The 18,999-nt window shown below is 63.2% G+C and carries 9 protein-coding genes; 6 read left to right on the top strand and 3 right to left on the bottom strand.

The features are described 5' to 3' along the window. Positions 1-20: 20 nt before the first annotated feature. The 6 genes from AEYBE204_RS24435 (at position 21) to AEYBE204_RS24410 (ending at position 14,836) form a co-directional block, all read left to right on the top strand. The gene (locus tag AEYBE204_RS24435) at positions 21-3,926 is read left to right on the top strand and encodes a TonB-dependent receptor (protein ID WP_023461035.1); all 3,906 of its coding nucleotides are present in this window, start codon (positions 21-23) and stop codon (positions 3,924-3,926) included. A gap of 641 nt (positions 3,927-4,567) precedes the next feature. Continuing rightward, entirely contained in the window at positions 4,568-8,230 is a 3,663-nt protein-coding gene (locus tag AEYBE204_RS24430) for a DUF4132 domain-containing protein (protein ID WP_031229810.1), read from the top strand. Beyond that, positions 8,224-9,315 (top strand): AAA family ATPase, encoded by a 1,092-nt coding sequence (locus AEYBE204_RS24425; RefSeq protein ID WP_023461033.1) that lies wholly within the window; start codon positions 8,224-8,226, stop codon positions 9,313-9,315. Before AEYBE204_RS24430 ends, AEYBE204_RS24425 begins: the two co-directional genes overlap by 7 nt. Further along, positions 9,316-11,670: a DUF5682 family protein gene (locus AEYBE204_RS24420; RefSeq protein ID WP_023461032.1), complete on the top strand. Its 2,355-nt coding sequence runs from the start codon at positions 9,316-9,318 to the stop codon at positions 11,668-11,670. Continuing rightward, on the top strand, positions 11,667-12,797 hold the full coding sequence (locus AEYBE204_RS24415; RefSeq protein WP_023461031.1) for a VWA domain-containing protein: 1,131 nt from the start codon (positions 11,667-11,669) through the stop codon (positions 12,795-12,797). The genes AEYBE204_RS24420 and AEYBE204_RS24415 overlap by 4 nt, the downstream gene beginning before the upstream one ends. Further along, positions 12,794-14,836, top strand: coding sequence for a hypothetical protein (locus tag AEYBE204_RS24410; protein ID WP_023461030.1), 2,043 nt, complete (start codon positions 12,794-12,796; stop codon positions 14,834-14,836). Before AEYBE204_RS24415 ends, AEYBE204_RS24410 begins: the two co-directional genes overlap by 4 nt. A gap of 11 nt (positions 14,837-14,847) precedes the next feature. On the opposite strand, the gene AEYBE204_RS24405 is transcribed toward AEYBE204_RS24410, so the two are convergent. Genes AEYBE204_RS24405 through kdpC form a run of 3 tightly spaced genes read right to left on the bottom strand, consistent with a single transcriptional unit; the run spans position 14,848 to position 18,751 of the window. Continuing rightward, entirely contained in the window at positions 14,848-15,528 is a 681-nt protein-coding gene (locus tag AEYBE204_RS24405; RefSeq protein ID WP_023461029.1) for a response regulator, read from the bottom strand. Further along, the gene (locus AEYBE204_RS24400) at positions 15,525-18,188 is read right to left on the bottom strand and encodes a sensor histidine kinase KdpD (protein WP_023461028.1); all 2,664 of its coding nucleotides are present in this window, start codon (positions 18,186-18,188) and stop codon (positions 15,525-15,527) included. The genes AEYBE204_RS24405 and AEYBE204_RS24400 overlap by 4 nt, the downstream gene beginning before the upstream one ends. Further along, complete coding sequence (gene kdpC / locus AEYBE204_RS24395) at positions 18,185-18,751, bottom strand: potassium-transporting ATPase subunit KdpC (protein ID WP_023461027.1); 567 nt, start codon at positions 18,749-18,751, stop codon at positions 18,185-18,187. The genes AEYBE204_RS24400 and kdpC overlap by 4 nt, the downstream gene beginning before the upstream one ends. Between the last annotated feature and the right edge of the window lie 248 nt (positions 18,752-18,999).

Here is an 18,999-nt window from a genome sequence, read left to right as displayed (position 1 = left end):
AGGCAGGGGAAACAACGCGAATGCTCAGCACCACTCTACGCGCATTGGCGGCGGGCGCCGCCACCGCGCTCGTCATGTCCAGTCCGGCCTATGCGCAAGTCGCCAAACCCGTCGACATCGCCCCGCAGGCCCTTATTTCGGCGCTCGAACAATACGGACGCCAGAGCGGCGTCGAATTGATGTTCGACCGCCGCCAGCTCAGCGGGAAAACGACGCAGGGCGTCAAGGGAACTTTCACCCCGAACGAGGCGCTACGCCGCCTGCTCGAAGGGACCAACGCCACGCTTGAACAGATCAATGGCACGACCTTCCTGATCAAAGCTGCCGGTCAAAAGGTCGTGCAGAAGCCCGGTCCGCGCGCTGAAGTTGACGGTCCGTTGCCACAGGTTCTGCCCGCTCGTGCGATCGTTGCCGAGGACCGCATCAGCACCGACGGTGTACAGGAAGTCGTCGTCGTCGGGGCGCGCCGGGCACAGCAGTCGGCTATAGACCGCAAGAAGCGCTCCAATACGGCGCAGGACTCGATCGTCGCCGACGATGTCGGTTCCTTTCCCGATCGTAACCTCAACGAAGCTCTGTCGCGTATTCCGGGGGCCGCCCTGTCGCGCGATGAGACCGGCGAAGGGTCTTCCATCAATATCCGCGGTAACGGCGGCGGCGCCATTCGCATCGAAATGGATGGTATGGGAGTCGCGACCAATGGCGCCGACCTGGCCATCAACGGTTCGAACGGCGGCGGCCGCGGTTCGGACATGCGTGAATTGCCCGCCGATCTCATCAAAAGCGTCGATGTGATCAAGGGCAACACGCCCGACCTGACCGAAGGCGGCCTGGGGGCCAGCGTCCAGATCAAGACGCGAGACGCGCTCGATTTCAGCAAGCCTTATTTCCAGATGCGGGTCGCCGGTGAGCGCAATTCGCTCAGCGAAAAATGGTCGCCCAACATCAATATCATCGCCTCGCGCAAGTTCTTCGACAACCGGCTGGGAGTGTTGCTCAACTTTTCCCAATCTGAACGGCTGGGCGACAGCCACAAGATGGGCATGGCCGGGACAAACGACCGCGCCGGTTATCTGCGCACGACGGATTTCGACAATTCGCCGGAAAAGACCTACGCGTTGAACCCTTCGACCGTGTCGGGCGAAGGGCTGGATACGCCAGTGCTACGCTCGCCGCTGGCCGCCAATACGAGTACATTCTTCGACTCCAGTTCCCGACGTCAGATCATAGAAAAGTCAGCAGCAGCCAAATCGAAAGCTGACTGCGTCGCGGCCTTCCCGTTGCTGACGGCGACGGAGCTGAACGCGATTCAGGCCGGGTCGAACAACGCCAACCGCTCGGCGGCACAGGCGCAAAGGATCAGCGAGCAGCAGTCCTGTCTGAACCAGTGGAATGACTATGCGCCGAACTCGGTGCGCGACCAGCGCTACACCGCCTATGAGGATCGTCTGGCGTGGGATATTCGGTTCGATTTCCGCATCAACGACAATCTCAAGGTCTATGCCAAGTATCAGGTTGCGGATCGTTATCAGGAAGAGGATACGCGCTTTCGTTCACGCGGTGGCGTGTCTGTTCTGACGGCGGCGTCCACGGGCTTCGTGAACCAAAGCCTGACCAACAACACCAATATCCCGGTCGGCTCGTCGCAGGTTTTGACACCGGTGGCAGGGGGTGGTTACTGGATCTATAACCCGACCCAGGTCTATGGCGGCATACAGCTGGACGCCAACGCGACGTCAACCACGACCAACTATACCTTCCCGGTCATGGGACAGGCGCTGAATGTCAATCCGGCGACTCTGGTGATGGACGAAAATCATCACATTGTCCAGATGGACATTACCAATGCCACGCTGGGCATCGACCATATCCGCAACCGCGTGGAGGCCAAGAGCAACTACATATTGCTTGGCGGGGAATACAAGGACGGGCCGCTGCTCGTCACCTTTCAGGCTAACCAGACGGAGTCCTCGTATTCGCGAACCGATCGCCGTGTGGCCCGGACCTATAATTACGGCAATGCCCGTATGAGGCTGCTGCCCAGCGGCATGTGGACCTACGACCTGCCGGCGGACTACAACGAAAATGACATGGCCAATTTCGTCAAGTTCAACCCGGTGACGGCCGGTTTGCCGCTGACGCGCAATTTCGGCATCCAATTGAACCCGCGAATGACGGAAAGCTCGGAAACCGCCGCCAAGATTGACGCCAGCTATAACCTCAAAGGCGTCGTGCCGTTCTTCCCTCGCGTCAAGACGGGGGCCAGCTATCGCGACATGAAGACGGCCTACTGGAGTGGCGGTGGCTTTCAGCCGGTGAGCGGTGTCGAGGTGCCGACCCTCAATCTGCGCGGCAATGTCCGTGCCTGCGAAAACCTGCCGACGACGACGGTCGCCAACCAGTGCGTCTATGGCTATGTGCCCGATCCGTCGGCGCGCAATCGCTACTACGGCGTGGAGACGATCACTCAGGCTCAGGCGATTGCCATTCTCCAGCAATCGCTCGAAGAAAACAGCGATGTCTTCTTCAACGGCTATGACGGCGCCGAAGGCATGACTAACTGGACCAGCATCGACGCCGACAAGTTCTATGCCCTGGTCAATTCTGAACACTACAACCTCGACTGCATGAAGGTGTGCGAGGGCAGCGACGGAAAGATGTATGCCCAACCCGTCAGCAAGTCGACCGAGCAGATCACCGCCGCCTACTATATGGCTGAATTCGAGCAGAACCTCCCCTGGGGCATGTCATTCAACGGTAATTTCGGCGTGCGCATGGTCAGCACCAGCGTTCAGGCATCGGGTTTTGTCCGCCTGACCTCGATCCAGAAAACTGCGCTCTACGATCCGGCCAACCGCGAAGCCGCCGCGGGCATTACCTCGTTCAATCTTCAAAAGCCGGTGGCCATCGACAAGACCTATACCGACTGGCTCCCCAGCTATAACCTCGCCCTGTGGGTGCTCGACGACAAGCTGGTCGCGCGCTATTCCTGGTCGAAAACCGTGGCCAGACCGCCGGTCGGCCGTCTGTGGCCTGCCGGGGTCTGCACTGTCGATGAGCGTAACGAGAACGAATTCGACGCCGATGGCACCGCCAAGGACAATAGCTGCGACACGTTCGGCAACCCGGACCTGAAGCCCTATCAGGCCGCCAAGGCCAATACGAGCCTTGAATGGTATCCCAACCGTGACACGTCATTGTCGCTGGCCTATTATCGCCAGACCATCCGCGTCGGTGGCCCGGTTACGGTCACGGTCAACAACGCCAATCTGTTTGCGGGCACCGGCGAAGTCGATCCTCAGACGGGTGAAAGTCTGGACAACCTGACCTTCCGCTACAACACCTACGTCAATGGCGAAGGCTATACCCAGAGCGGCTGGGAGTTCGCCTCGAAGACCGCCTTCACCTTCCTGCCGTGGCGTCTGCGCTATACGGGGGCCGATTTCAACGTCTCGACGACCAAGGCCAGCAACAGCCGGACCTATGTCGATCCCATTACGGGCGAGTACCAGACCCCGCCGGGCCAGTACAAATACTTTGCTAACCTGGCGCTGTGGTACGACGACGGCAAGACGAATGCCCGCGTCACCTGGCAGGCCCGGGACCGTGTGTTCACCTGTATCTCCGCCTGCGGCGACTCAGGCGTGAACAATACGCCCAACGCCAACCCCATCAACGTCACCGGTCAGCCCTATAACCCCGGTGAGCCCTATTTCACCGAAGCCTATCAGTATGTCGATGCCAAGCTGACGCACAAGTTCAGGCCCAATGTCGAGCTGTATTTCGAGGGACGCAATTTGCTGAAAGAGGCGGCGATTATCGTGGGCTCCGACGATCGCGGCTTCTCCGACGGCGTGCCCAACCTGTGGCGTATCGGCTATGGCGGACGACGGTTCTCCGTCGGGGTGATTTACAAGCTGAACTGATTTTCGATCCTGGTGCGAAAGCCACTCCCTTACCGCGCCATAAACTCTGTGTGTTTGTTCGTCTGTGCCATTAGAGCCTAAGGCAACTTAAAGTCCGTGCTTTGGCACGGACTTTTTTGTTCTTTAATGAACTTAGAGACTGTTTGGGAAGTCTTCGGGTCGCTCCCGTGGGTCTTTGTTTCCGCCCGCTGTGTTGGAAACTTGCCCCGATGTTCACATCGAGGCTTCGTTTCCGCCTTGCGGCCAAACTACGTTTTGCGAAAAAAATCCCTCACGGGCGCTCAACCGCTGACTTCCAAACAGTCTCTTAGCCAATTTTCAGTTCAAAGCTATGTGGCCCGGACATCGATATAATCCCGATCCCGAAACTCTTGTGACACATCGTCGCACTTAATGCCGCGGCTAAGCGCGTGCTGGAAACGCGATCTGTCGTGCGTCAATCCGTGCGGTCGTACCCTTGCGCAAACTTCGAATCATGTCGCCAGAATTCTGCATAATGCCGACGACGCTGCGAAAAACGCCAAAGGGGGGCGCGCTCGATTTTCTGTCTGGAAATAGCGGTAAATGTTGCATAGGTTGAAGGCCTTACAGATATCGCTTCTGTTATGAAGCGCGACAATAACGGGCTATTCGGGGGGAATATGAATATCTTGTCCAGACTGTTTGGTGGCGGGAGCGAAACGGAAGCCGCTGCCCGGATTTCCAGACAATTCGAGAAGCTCGGCAAACACCAGACGGGCCTGAACAAGGACGTCGCCGCCTATGTGGCGAACGGTACCGGGGGCGCTGTCCTGTCGACCCTGTCGATGCGGAGCCTGCAACAGCACTGGCAGAGTACCGGCATGTATTGGCCGGGCTCTCATAATTATACGAACCTCTTTAAAGCGGGGGTGGACTGGAGCGACGAGCAACTGGCGCGGCTGGGCGATGTCATCGCGGCCCTTCACCCGCTGGCGGGTCAAAGCTGGGGCCTTATGGGGACGCCTAAATCGCCCGACTGGCTGCGTCACGCGGTGATCGTCCGCGCTGTACGGGATCGTACAGTTTGTGACGTGGAGGCGCTCGCGCGTCTGGCCGCATTACGCGATCTGGGTAGCGACATCGTCGCCGATATCGTCTTCGGCCCGAACCCGACGCAATACGGTACAGACAATTGCGTCGATCTGTTTGGCGGGACTGAACGGTGGTTGAAGGCCCAGGCCGACGATATCCTCGCCGCCGCACCGAAGATGGCGGCGATCCCCCGCGCTCAGTTGATGGCGGCCATAGGCCGTTTCGGTCTGACGGAACCCTATCTCGAGCTCCTGATGGATGGCGCGGTTTCCAGTTCTAAGACCGTGAAGGAAGCCGCACAGATCGCCCTGACCAAAGGCAGTACCATAAGCCTTCCCGAGGCATTGCGTCATCGGTTCAGCGCTTCGGCGCCGGGCGTCAGGGCCGAACTGGTGACATTCGCGGCGCGGGCGCTGGGCGAGGCGGCCGCGCCAATCCTGCGGGACTGGCTGGCGGACGAAAGCGCGCCGAAGGTCAGGCTGGCGCTCGAAAACGCCCTTGGTGGGCTCCATGCCGCCGCTCACGGTGGGACCGACGACAAAGATGACAGCTATCTGGCGCTCGATGGATCGACGGTGGCGATCCCCCCGATGCCGTCGGTACCCGACGCGCCGCCCTTGTCCGATGCGGTGATAAGCCTGTTGCGTCCATCCATGGATAGTTTCAATGCCGTGCTGGACAAGGCCCGGCGCGAGGGGGCAAAGGAAAGATGGCACTGGAGCAAGCAGTTTAACAGCGTGGGCAGTGAAACCCTGCGCGCGATCAGGGACGCCGCCGAGGGCAAAAACGACGGTAAAAAAGGACGCCCGTCCGAACCGAAAAACTTCCAGTGGATGCAGATTCCGGCGTCTTTCGACCGATCGGGTATCGAGGCGTTCCTGTCGTCGCCGTCCCTGACCTTGCGCCATATCGTCAATCTATACACCTGGAGTTGCCACGGCAATCTGTTCTGGGCGTTCAGTCCCTACATCACTGGCCCGATCGCGGCTGAATTGCGTCGGCGTATCGCCGGCGGCGCGGACCTCCGCGTGCTGCGGGCCATGTGGCGCGACGAAGATGCCGTCGTCGAGCATCTGACCCGCCGCTGGGGCAGTTCGGTCGAAAATATCGACAGCGAACGGCTATGGCCGCTGGTAACGCGGTATTTCGACCATCTGGAGGAAGCTCTGGGTTTTCGACCGCAGTCGGGTAAGGAACCGATGATTGTGAGTCCGGCGCTGGAGCTGCTGGCGACCCTGCCGAAGGTACCGCAACGCTTTTTGATGCCGCTGCTGACGGTGGCGACGGGGACGCGCAAAGGGCCGCGTGCCGAGGCGCGTCGCCTGCTGGCGGGGGCGCCGGGGATCGACGGCCTGATCACGCGGATGCTGGAGGACGGCAAGCAGGAAGTGAGAGCGGGCGCTGCCGAATGGCTGACCCAGCGCGGCGTCGTTGCCGCAATTCCAGCCTTGCGCAAAACCTTGACGAGCGAAAAGAGCGATGTGGCGCGCGCGGCCCTGATTACGGCACTTGAGCGGCTGGGCGACGATGTGTCCGACGTCTTCGACCCCCTAAAGATGAAAAAAGAGGCCGAGGCGGGCCTGATCAAGGCTCAGCCCAAGGGCCTCGAATGGTTCCCGTTCGATGTTCTGCCCACACTGAACTGGCGCGACGGGACGATGGTCGATCCGATACTGGTGCGCTGGTGGATCGTTCTGGCCGCCAGACTGAAACAGACCAGCGGCAACGCCCTGATGGACCTGTGGCTCGATCGGCTGGCTCCCGGTCATGCGCATCGTCTGGGCCTCCACGTGCTGAGCGCCTGGATCGCGCAGGATACGCGCACCTGTACGCTCGATGAGGCCAATGCCTATGCGGAATCGGTGGTCGACACGACACTGAAGCAGAATTTGCAGTATGTGAAACAGTATCCGCAATCGGCCAGCTACTGGATTACCGATCGCGACAAGCTGTTCGCGCAGATCCGCAAAGACAAACTCAATACCTATCTGGGGAGCGCCGTCGACAGCAAGGGCCTGCTGGGCCTGACCACGCGGGTCGATGGGGCCGACATGGCGAAACTGTGCCGCGCGTTCCTCAAGAACCACGGCTCACGCGTGTCGCAGGCCAAGGCCATCCTCGACGCACTGGCGGCCAATCCGTCGCCTGCCGCGATCCAGATCGTGCTGGCCACGGCCAACCGCTTCAAGGCCAAGACCGTGCAGGCGCACGCCGCCACCCTGATCGAGGAGATCGCGGCGCGGCGCGGCTGGACGACCGAGGAACTGGCCGATCGCACTATACCTACAGCGGGGCTCGACGAAACCGGGACGGCAGAGCTTGAATGCGGGAATGACCGCGCCTACCGTATGGTGCTCGACGCCAGCGATGCTCTGGTCCTGCTCAATGGGGCCGGGCAGCCGGTCAAAGCCCTGCCGACGGCGCGCAATGACGAGGAAAAGCCGCTCATAGAGGAGGCCAAGAAGGCTCTGGCGACGGCGCGCAAGGAGCTCAAGCAGGTCATTCCGGACCAGACGGCACGTTTGCGCGAAGCCATGTGTCTGGAACGGATATGGCCTGTGGAGGACTGGCAGCTCTATGTTATGGGGCATCCGTTGGTGGCGCGTCTGGCGCGACGGCTGGTGTGGATGGGGCTGGACGATGACGGCAGGTGCGTGGCGACCTTCCGGCCGCTCGATGACAACAGTCTGAGCGATAGCGATGACGGCGCCGTCGATGTAGCGCGTTTCGCGTCCGTTCAACTGGCCCACAGCCAGTTGGTCGAGGCCCGTCTCATAGAGGGCTGGCAGACCCATCTGGCCGATTATGAGGTCATATCGCCGTTCGATCAGTTCGGGCGCGACCTGCCGGTGTTCGATCCGGCGCACAAGGCCGACACGGTCATCACCGACCGGCGGGGCTGGATGATCGAAACCTTCAAGCTCAGGGGCGCGGCCAACAAGCTGGGCTATACGCGCGGGGCGGCGGAAGACGGCGGTGTCTTCTTTACCTATGAACGCACCTATAACGCCGCAGGTCTGGTGGCGCTGATCCATTTTTCGGGCAGTCCCCTGCCGGAGGAGAACCTTCCGGCGGCGCTGACGGAGCTGAGTTTCGCCAAACTGCGGCGCAACAGCGGCTGGCACGGCGCGTCTGTGGCACTGGGCGAGGTGCCGCCGGTCCTGCTGGCCGAGACGCGGCAGGACCTTCACGACATCGCGGCCAAGGGTACGGGGTTCGAGGCTGACTGGGAGAAAAAGACGCCATGGTAGAGACACAGCTGAGAGCCTCCGCCGAAGCGCGTTATGCTGACGAACTGAGCCGGCTGGCGGCGGCGGACGACGGCCGCCGTCCCGCGGGCTGGGTTTTGAGCGCCCGCGCCGTGCGCAAGTTCATTCTGGGTGACGAAAGCCTGCGCGTCACGCGTAAATTCTATGGCGACGACCCTCTGGTCGACCGCGCCATCGTCAGCCTCATGAGTCATCAGGGCCTGATGCTGGTGGGCGAGCCCGGCACGGCCAAGTCGATGCTGTCCGAACTTCTGACCGCCGCGATCAGCGGGCAGTCGGGGCTGGTCGTTCAGGGCTCCGCCGGAACGACCGAAGACCACCTGCGCTATGCCTGGAACTATGCCTTGCTACTGGCGGAAGGCCCCAGCGAACGAGCGCTTGTTCCGTCGCCAGTATTGAGCGCCATGCGTGAGGGGCGGATCGTCCGCTTCGAGGAGATCACGCGTTGCCCGCAGGAGGTGCAGGATGCGCTGATCTCGATCCTGTCGGAAAAGACCCTGGCTATCCCGGAACTGGGGGCGGATCGGGCGGTGCAGGCGCGGCCCGGATTCAATGTCATCGCCACGGCCAACCTGCGCGACCGCGGCGTCCACGAAATGTCGAGCGCCCTGAAACGCCGCTTCAATTTCGAAACGGTGCGACCGATCGATGACCCGGCTTTCGAGCGCGAACTGATCCTGAAACAACTGGCCGAGCGGCTGGGGGCCGTTGAGGTCAGGGTCAGCGGCGAGGTCGAGGTGGCCGAGCTTCTTGTCCAGACCTTTCAGGACCTGCGCACCGGGCGCACGCGTGAAGGCATAGGTCTCAACCGCCCCGACGCCGTCATGTCCACCGCCGAGGCGGTCAATGTGCTGCATGCCGCGGCCCTCGACGCCGCCTATCTGGATGATGGCCGCATCACGGGGCGGCACGTGGCCAGCCAGATCCAGGGCGTAATCCTCAAGGACTCGGCCGAGGACGGCAAGCGTTTCAAGGCCTATATCGACCATATCGTCAAGGAGCGTGCGGGACGGTCGGGGCCGTGGCGCGACTTCTATCAGGCGGCGCGCGCGCTCAAGCTGGTTTAAATGACGGCAGCGGCCCCCCTGTACGACGCGGCGCGCGATCTTTACGTGGTGCCCGTTCGCCATCATAGCCCCGCCTGCGCCGCGCATCTGGCGGCGCTGATCGCTGAGGTCAAGCCTGCGGCTATTCTGATCGAGGGGCCGTGCGATTTCGATTCGCTGATCCCTTTGCTGACCGACCCCGGAACCGTTCCGCCCGTCGCGGTCGTCGCCGTCGATGACCGCAAGGGCGAAGAGGGCGGGCGTCGGGTCGTCAGCTATTTCCCCTTTTGCGCCCACAGCCCGGAATATGTCGCCTTGCGTCTCGCGAAGGAACGGGGCGTACCGGCGGCCTTCATCGACCTGCCCATGTCGCACCGCGCCATGCGCGACGACGATGAGGCCCGCGCCCCTCAGGCGGACGATGAACGACGCCTGACCAGCAACGACTATGTGCGCGCCCTGTGCGCGCAGCTGGGGTGCCGGGATGGCAACGAGGTCTGGGACCATCTGTTCGAAACGCAGCTGCACCTCAGCGACTGGCAGGCTTTTTTTACCGGAGTCGCCACCTATTGCGACCACATCCGCGCCTGCACGGAGCCCGCGCAAATGGAAAGCGACGGCACCCTGGCGCGCGAAATCCAGATGCGCGGATTGATCGACGATGCCTGCCGCCGGATGGCAGGACCTGTCGTCGCGGTGGTTGGGGGTTTCCACGCCCCGGCCTTGCTGAAAGGTGAGGAGGGCCATGTGACGCGGGCAAAAGGCGGTGAGGCCTATCTCGTGCGCTACGGGCATCGTCAGCTCAATGCCCTGACCGGTTACCGGGCGGGCCTGCCCTTGCCGGCCTATTATGAAGGTCTATGGGCGCGCCGCGATGGGGGCGCAAATCTCTATGCGGACCATGCCGCCGATCTGGTGATGGGGTTTACTGCTCATGTGCGGGATCGTCTTCCGGGCTTTTCGCCCTCTTTGCCGACCGTGCGCGGCGCACTGGAAAACGCGCATCGGCTGGCCGAGTTGCGCGGCCGCCCGGGGCCGTTGCGCGATGACGTGCTCGACGCCTGCCGCTCGGCCTTCCTCAAGGGCGAAGAGAGCGGGGATGCGGCACCGGTCATGAGCGAACTCATGGCCTTTCTGACGGGCAGCGCGCTCGGCGACGTGCCGCCGTCGGCGGGATCGCCGCCGCTGGTCGAAGCGGCCCGCGCCCGCGCCCGATCGCTGGGTTTTGCGCTCGATTATGGCGAACGACGCAACCGCGATCTCGACATCTACCGCAAGGCGCGCCATCGCAAGGCCAGCCGTTTCCTGCATGGCATGGCGTTTCTGGAGACCGGTTTCGGCCAGCGCATGGCCGGTCCAGACTTCCGCACCGGTGTCGATCTCGACCGGCTGCACGAAATCTGGTTGGTGGCCTGGTCGCCATCGGTCGAGGCCCGCCTCATCGAATGCGCCGCCGACGCGGATACGGTCGAGGGGGCGGTAGCGGTGGCCGCGCGCCGGCGTTTGCGCGATCTCGAAGCCAACGGTCAGGGCAATAATGCGTCTGCGGCCATCGATCTGTTCATCGCCGCCTGTCAGGCGGGTATCTCTACCGAAGCGCATCTCATACTGCCGTTCATTGCCGATCAGGTGTTGGGCGACAGCGATCTCAGGACGGTCGCCGAGGCCTTGCGCGAACTGGTGCAGTTGTGGCGCAATGCCCCGGCATTGGGTTTTGGCGAGCGCGACGACATCGAAAAGCTGCTGGCCGACGGCTGGCGACGGGCGTTGTTTCTTCTGCCGAATATTGCCGGTTTCGCAGACGACCGGGTGTCCGACGCTCTGGTCGGGCTGGTGACGATGCGCGAGGTCGCCGAGCTGGCGGCGGGCGAGATCGCAGGTATAGCGTCGGCTGATTTCGACGACGCGGCGATAGCCCTGCTCGATACAGACCTCAATCCGGCGTTGGCCGGGGCCGTGTCGGCGGTGGCCCTCTTGAGCGGCCATGTCGACGGTGGCTGGATGGGCGCGCGTCTGAAGGGTGGTTTGACCGGCGCCTATGGCGATCCGCGCGACCGGGTGGCGTTCCTGCGTGGTGCGATCACAGTCTCGCGCGAGCTGCTCTGGTCGGTACCTGAGCTGGTTGCGGCGATGGATGAAGTGATGGAAAAGGTCGAGACTGACGATTTTCTGAGCCTTTTACCGCACTTCCGGCTGGCGCTTGCCGGTCTTGATCCTCGTGACATCGATCGGCTGGCGCACACCATCGCCGCGCGACGCGGGAGTGATGCCGCCAGAATGATGCAGGCCTTTGCCGTTACGGAGTTCGAGATGGTGGCCAATCTGGCGATAGATCGTCAAATCGCCGCGCAGCTGGCCGAAGCGGGGATCGTATGACCGGAGAAGCCGAAATCCTGCGACGCTGGCGCATGGTGCTGGGCGGCTATGCGCAGCCCGCCTTCGACGAGGTCCGTCTGAATGCGGAGGATGCGCGAGCGGATCGGGCGCTGGACTACCTCTATGCGCGTGAAATGGAGGGGCGGGGCCTGCGTCGGGAGAAGGGGCGGATCGGTTCGCTCGACCCCAGTCAGCTGACGGCGCTCGGCTGGTTGGCCGAGGTCCGGGCCCTGTTTCCGCAGTCGGTGCTCGAAACGGTTCAGGCCCACGCCATCGACCGCCTAGGCATGAGCGAACTGTTGTCCGACCCGGCGTTGCTGGGGACGCTCGAACCCAATCGCGACCTGCTCAAGGCCCTGATATCGTTCAAGGGGCGTACCAATCCGCAGGTTCAGGACAAGATCCGCGAAATCGCCCGCACCGTCGTCGAGGAGATACTGCAAAGGCTGCGCCCGCGCGTTCAGCAGGCCCTGTCCGGGCGCGTCAACCGCTTTCGCCGCAGCGCCCGCAAATCGATGCAAAATTTCGACTGGCGCGCGACGATACGCGACAATCTCAAGAACTATGACGCCGCCCGTGGCGTTATCGTCGCCGACCGCCTGCGTTTCTTCGCCCGCAGCGAGCGCCGCATGCCGTGGCGCATCATCCTTTGCGTCGATCAGTCGGGGTCGATGCTCGACTCGACGCTGTACGCGGCGGTCATGGCGGCCATCCTGACCGGCCTGCCGTCGCTCGACGTCAGGCTGGTCGTCTTCGACACCAGCGTGGTCGATCTGTCGGCGGAAGCGCACGATCCGGTCTCGGTCCTGATGTCGGTGCAACTGGGCGGCGGGACCGATATCGCGCGCGCCGTCACCTATTGCGAGCAACTGGTCGAACAGCCCACGCGCACAGTCTTCGTCCTGCTGAGCGACTTTTGCGAAGGCGGCCCGGTTTCACCGTTGATCGCGGCCGTCCGACGACTCAGTGCGGCTCGGGTGACCCTGATCGGTCTGGCGGCCTTGGGCGAAGGTGCCACGCCGGAATATGATCGCGCCACCGCCGAGCGGCTTCAGGCCGCGGGCATGCAGGTGGCGGCGCTCACGGCTGACCGCTTTGCTGACTGGCTGGGTGAGGTGATCGCATGATTCCGTCAGGACTCGCCGCTGCGCTGACCGTCTTTGACGAAGCGGCTCTGATCCTTCTGGCCAATAAGGGGCTGGTCCGTCGGGCGGCACGCGACGTCGCCGAGGGAATGGCGGCGATTCAGGACGCGAACGCTGAAACCGTTACCGTCACGTGCGATGGCGACACGGTGCGTCTCGATCGACGGGGGCCGGCCTTTGCCATCTGCACCTGTCCGGCGCCGGGTGTCTGCCGCCATCGGTTGGCGGCTGTGCTTTTCGTCCAGTCGCAAACCATGACGGACACGACCGAGGCCGTGACGGTCGGCAGCGGCGCGGAGACGGATGTCGCGGCGCTCCCGCTGGACGACCTGCGCAAATGGGCCGGAAAAGCCAATTGGCGCGCAGCGCTTGAACTGGCCGAGGGCGGGGCCGACGTTGTTCCCGACGCTCAGGGTTTCTCGGTCACCTTTCCAGACGAAGGACCTGTCGTTCGCATCCTGACGGGATTGGGGCCTGAGGGGATGGTTTCTAAGACCGCACCCGCGGGGCGCAAGGCCGTCCATACGGCAGCCTGGCTCGTGGTGCGTGCTCACCTGACCCTTGACGCGCCGGGTGACAGTCCGCGCGACTTTGCTGTTGCACAAACGGAATTGACGGGGGTTGCGCCGGAGTTTCTGGATGCCGTGACGGCGACGCTGGAAGACGTTCTCCGTCTGGGGTTCAATCTGGCGCCGGAATCGCTGGAAGAGCGCCTGTTCCTGCTGTCGGTTTCTTCGCGGGCCGATGCCCTGCCGCGGCTGGCCGCGCTGTTGCGCACCCTGTCGGCCCAGATACGCAGTCGCCGGAGGCGAGATTTCGCCTTCGATCCCGACCGATGTCTTGAGACAGTTTCCGCTGCTTTCCTGCTGGTTTCGGCCCTGCGCGGTGTCGGTGAAACAACGCCCCCCGACCTCAGGGACATGCTCTTCGGCCAGTCACGGCGAGCTTATGCGTCGGGCGGCACCTTGCATATCGTCGGGTGTGGCACCGATGTGTGGACCACGCCTTCCGGCGCACGCGGTGTGACCGGCTATTTCTACGAGCCCGCCGCCGACCGCTGGCTGACGGCCAGCCTGATGCGCGGCGCCAATCAGGACCCCGGTTTCGATCCTGTCCGGGCCTATGAGCGGGAAAGCCTGTGGAGCGGCAGGACGCTCAAGGACCTTGCACATGCGGGCATTCATCTCGATAAGGCGCAGGTGTCGGACGATGGCCGGCTCTCGGCGGCGTCCGGCGTCGCCGTCATGTCCATTCAGGCGCGAAACCTGATCGATATCGAGGCCTGGCCCTGCCTGTTCGACGATTGGCAGGCGCTTGAGGCCCGGCTGACGAGCCGAGCCTCAAGCGGGCGGGGCGAGCTCGTCCTCCTTAGGCCTGCGGCCTTGGCGCGGCCGGAATTCGACGATCTGAGTCAGGTTCTGACGTGGCCGGTGCAAGACAAGAAGGGGCGTTGGGTGGCCTTGTCGCTGGAGCACGGCCGTGATCGGGCGGCCACGCTTGATGCGCTGCAAAAGGCCGCCGAGTCGGGCTGGTCCGGGGTGATCGTGGCATTGGGGTCGATCGAAGGTCGGCATTTTCGCCTTCGCCCTGTCGCCCTGATCGACAACGATAAGGGTTATAATCCCGGGCTCGACGATTTCGATACGCTGACGCGAGACGGCATAGGGCGCAAAACGACTTCGTGGCTCCGGGATATGAAGGCGGCCTTCGGCCAGACCCCGAAAGCCTTCGTCCGCCTACCGCCGTCTCAGGCGTCTCAGACCGTTAAGGCGGTGTGGCAATCCCTGCTCGATGCTCTGGAAATCGGACCGGGTCAGGCGATGAGGATCGTAAGCGGCCATCTGGAGCGCCACGCCCAAAACCTTCACAATGTCGGTTTCCCCACCCTTGGCGATGTCGTCGGCAAGTGCGCGCGCGTCGAGAGCGCCGACGCGCCCGGAGCCTTTCTGAAAGCCGCCGCGGCCCTTAGCCTTTCCCGGCGGCTGATGATCGGGCTGCCCTATCTGAAAGGTCAAAAGTGAGCGTGTAGACCTCAGGCCTTGAACCCGTAACCTATGCCGGGGCGTGTCAGGATAAAGCGCGGATTGAGCGGGTCGTCGCCCAGCTTTTCGCGCAGGTGCTGGGTATGGATACGCAGATAGTGGTTCTGCTCGGTCGTGTGACGGCCCCAGACGGTTTTCAGCAACTGCGCGTGGGTCAGGACCTTGCCGGGGTGCTTGATCAGGGTCGTCAGCAGGCGAAATTCGATCGGGGTCAGGTGGATTTCCTGACCGTCAAGCCAGACCTGAGCGGCGGTTTGATCGACCTTCAGACCGTCGTGCTCGAAAATATCGCTGACCTCGGCCTGAGCAGGCATGGCATGGCGCAGGGCGACCTTCAGGCGCGCCAGAAGTTCGGCCGGGGAGAAGGGCTTGGTCAGATAGTCGTCGGCACCGTTTTCCAGCGCGGTCACCTTGTCGGTTTCATGTTCGCGCGCCGACAGGACGATGATCGGCGTCCGGCTCCAGTCGCGCACGGCGCGGATAAAGTCCTGACCGTCCGTATCGGGCAGGCCGAGGTCGAGGATGATCAGATCGGGGCGGTTGAGCGTGAGCTTTTGCAGGCCTTCCTTGGCGGTGGATGCCTCCAGCACCTCGTAATCCTGCGCGGTCAGGGTGGCCCGCAGATAGCGCCGGATGTCGGTTTCGTCTTCGATGATAAGGACGGTAGTCATGTCTCGGTATTATCTACGGGCAGGGTAAAGATAAAGCTGGCGCCGCCAGAAGGGTTGTTTTTCGCATAGATCAGGCCGCCATGCGCCTCGATAATGGCCTTGCAGATGGCGAGGCCGAGGCCCGTGCTCTCCGTCTGGCGGTCCGAGGTTTGCTGGCCGTAGGTATAGAATTTCTCGAAGATGCGGTCTTCTTCGCCGGGTTTGAGACCGGGACCGTTGTCGCCGATACGGACGCGCACCCGATCGGCGTCGGTCTCGAACGTCAGGCTGATCAGGCCGTCCTCCGCCGTATGGGCGATGGCGTTCTCAAACAGGTTGATCAGCACCTGCTCGATCAGCGCCCCGTCGATGCGGACCATCGGCACCGTGCCGACGGTCTGGGTCTGGACGCGGCGCTGGCCTTTTTGCGCGTCGATGCGGGCCAATGCCGCCCCGGCGACTTCCTGAATAAGATAGGGCTCGAAGTTCAGTTTCAACTGCCCCGAGGTCAGGGCCGCCATGCGCAGGAGGTTGCTGACGAATTTCTGTAGGCGCGTCAAATGGTTCCACATGGCGGTTAACTCGTCGACCGCTTCGCGCGGCAGTTTCTTGCGCATCTTGAGCAGCGTGCCGACTGCGCCGTTCATCACGGTCAGCGGCGTCTTGAGGTCGTGCGACAGCGAGGCCAGCAACACGTTGCGCAGCTTCTCGTTCTCGCTTTCGACGCGCGAGGTTTCGGCGATCTGCGTCTGGCGGGCGCGTTGCAGCGCGCCGCCGATCAGGCTGGCCACCGTCTCGAAGATCAGGTGTTCGGCCCCGCTGAATTGCCGGGAGCGGTCCTTCGGCGTCAGCGACAGGACACCGAGACTTGTGCCCTCCAGCGCGATCGGCAGGTAGAGACCTTGCGCGGTCGGCAGGGTGTCGGTGTCGCGTCCGGCGATCTGACGGTTCTGTGCGACCCACTGCATGGCGCCGATCTCGCGCGGGTCGCCGATCGGCTCGCCGGTGATTTGTACGCTGTCGTGCCACAGGGCGATGTCGGCGTCGAAGGCGGGCTGCAACTGGCGTTGCGTGACCTGACCGATGGCTTCGGGGGCGCTGACCGACGACAGGGCGCGCGACACGTCGTAGAGCAGCCGCGTTTCGGCCTCGCTGCGCCGCGCCAGCCGGGCGTGCAGCGACAGCCGCGCCGTCAGCGACCCGACGATCAGCGAGGTGACCAGCATCACCCCAAAGGTCAGGGCATAGCTGACATTGTCGAAGGTGAAGCTGTAATAGGGCGCGACGAAAAACCAGTTGAAGGCGCAGACCGACAGGACCGAGGCGAACAGCGACGGGCCGATGCCGTAACGCGCCGCCGTGACGACAACGCCGGTGATATACAGCATGATGAAGCTGTCGGGGTCGATCACGGCGCGGAACGGCACGCCCAGCGCCGTCGCTATGCCCGTAATTGCTGTGGCGATGAGATAGTCGCGCGGCGAGGGAGTCAGGCGGAAGCGTGATCCGGTGTCCTTGGTCTGCGTCGGCGTGTCGGCGTTGAGCGTGATGATCTCAAGCCCCGCGCCCTGGGCGATCAGCTTCTGCGACAAGGATTGCCCGCCCCACAGGCTGCGCCACCACGGCTGTTTCGTATGGCCGAGCACCAGCCGCGTGAAGCCGTTCTGCCGCGCATAGGTCAGGATGCTGGACGCCGCGCGACCGGCATTGAGCCTGACCACCCGCGCGCCCAGCCGTTCGGCCAGCCGCAGGTGGTTCTCGATCCGCCGTCGCGCATTGTCGGACAGGGTCTCGTGGCGGTCGGTCTGAAGGTATAGCGCGAACCACTGGGCGCGCGACCGGTCGGCCATGCGCTTGGTGTGGCGGATGAGCAAAGCCGACAGGGGATCGGGGCCGACCAGTACCAGAATCTTGTCGCCGGTGGCGGCTTCGGATTGGCCCATCGCCGCACTCAGGGCGTCGTTCTGGGCGTCCACACGTTCGGCGGCACGGCGGAGCGCAATCTCGCGCAGACGGCCCAGATTGGCTTTTTTGAAGAAGTTGTCGGCGGCGCGGGTGTGCGCGCCGTCAGAGACATAGACCTTGCCTTCGGACAGGCGTTTCAGCAATTCGTCGGGCGGGATGTCGATCAGGGCGATCTCGTCCGCCGTGTCGAAGGCGGCGTCGGGCACGGTCTCCTTGACCCAGACGCCGGTCAGGCGGGCCACGACGTCATTGAGGCTTTCGAGGTGCTGCACGTTCAGCGTCGTACAGACGTCGATGCCGTTGTCGAGTAGCTCCTCGATGTCCTGCCAGCGCTTGGGGTGGCGCGATCCGGGGGCATTGGTGTGGGCATATTCGTCGACAAGGATCAGGCCGGGCTTGCGCACCAGCGCGGCGTCGAGGTCGAACTCGGTGAGATGCACATGGCGGTGGACGATCTCGCGTCGGGCCAGAACCGGCAGGCCGTCGATCAGGGCGAGCGTCTCGGCGCGGCCATGATGCTCGACCACTCCGATCAGGACGTCGTGGCCGTCGCTGTGCAGGCGGCGGGCTTCGGACAACATGGCGTAGGTCTTGCCGACCCCGGCATTGGCGCCGAAGAAGATCTTGAGACGCCCGCGTCGACGCGCGCCATCGCCCCCGTCGTTGCCGACGAGGGCGAGCAGTTTATCCGGGTCGGGTCGGGTATCGGAGGTCACTTCACTTTGCCGTCGAGTCTCAGATTGACCTCTAGCACATTGACGCGCGCTTCGCCGAGGATTCCGAAGGTCCGGCCTTTGGTCGACGCGGCGATGGCGGCGCGGATGCGGTCTTCGGGCAGGCCGCGCGCTGCGGCGATGCGCGGGATCTGAATCTCTGCGGCGGCGGTGCTGATGTGCGGGTCGAGCCCCGATCCTGATGCGGTGATCAGATCGACCGGCACGGGGCTGTCTACGTTCAGGGCGTCGAGGCGCGCTTTCGACGCGTCGAGCAGGGCCGGGTTGTTGACCCCAAGGTTCGAGCCCGACGAGGCCCCCGCATTATAGGGCGCTGGGCCGGTGGCCGACAGGCGGCCCCACAGATACTGAGGCTGGGTGAAGTTCTGACCGATCAGGCGCGAGCCGATGATGGTGTCGCCCTGTTTGATCAGCGAGCCCGCCGACTGGTTGGGGAAGATCGCGCCGACCAGAGCCGTCGAGGCGAGGGGATAGGCCCCGCCCAGCAGCAGGGTCAAAAGGCCGAGGGAAACCACGGCGGGACGGATTTGCGAAACGAGTGACATGGTGTGTTCCTATTGAACTCTGAATTTTATAAGGCCCCTCCTTTATACCTCCCCGGTGTATCGGGGAGGGGGACCGCACGAGATGATCGAAGATCAGCGAGATGTGGTGGTGGGGGCCTGCGCGGTCGCGGTTGAGCATAAATGAGCCAGCAGATTCAGGCGCGGATTCTACCCGAGCCCTCTCCGTCTGCTCACTTCGTTCGCATCCCATCGCTTGCGAAAGCTATACTTTCGCGACGCTATACCCG

It is taken from the genome of Asticcacaulis sp. YBE204 (genome assembly GCF_000495855.1).
Lineage (GTDB): Bacteria > Pseudomonadota > Alphaproteobacteria > Caulobacterales > Caulobacteraceae > Asticcacaulis.
The sequence above is the reverse complement of the archived record's forward strand: the minus strand, read 5'-3'. Positions and strand labels throughout refer to the sequence as shown.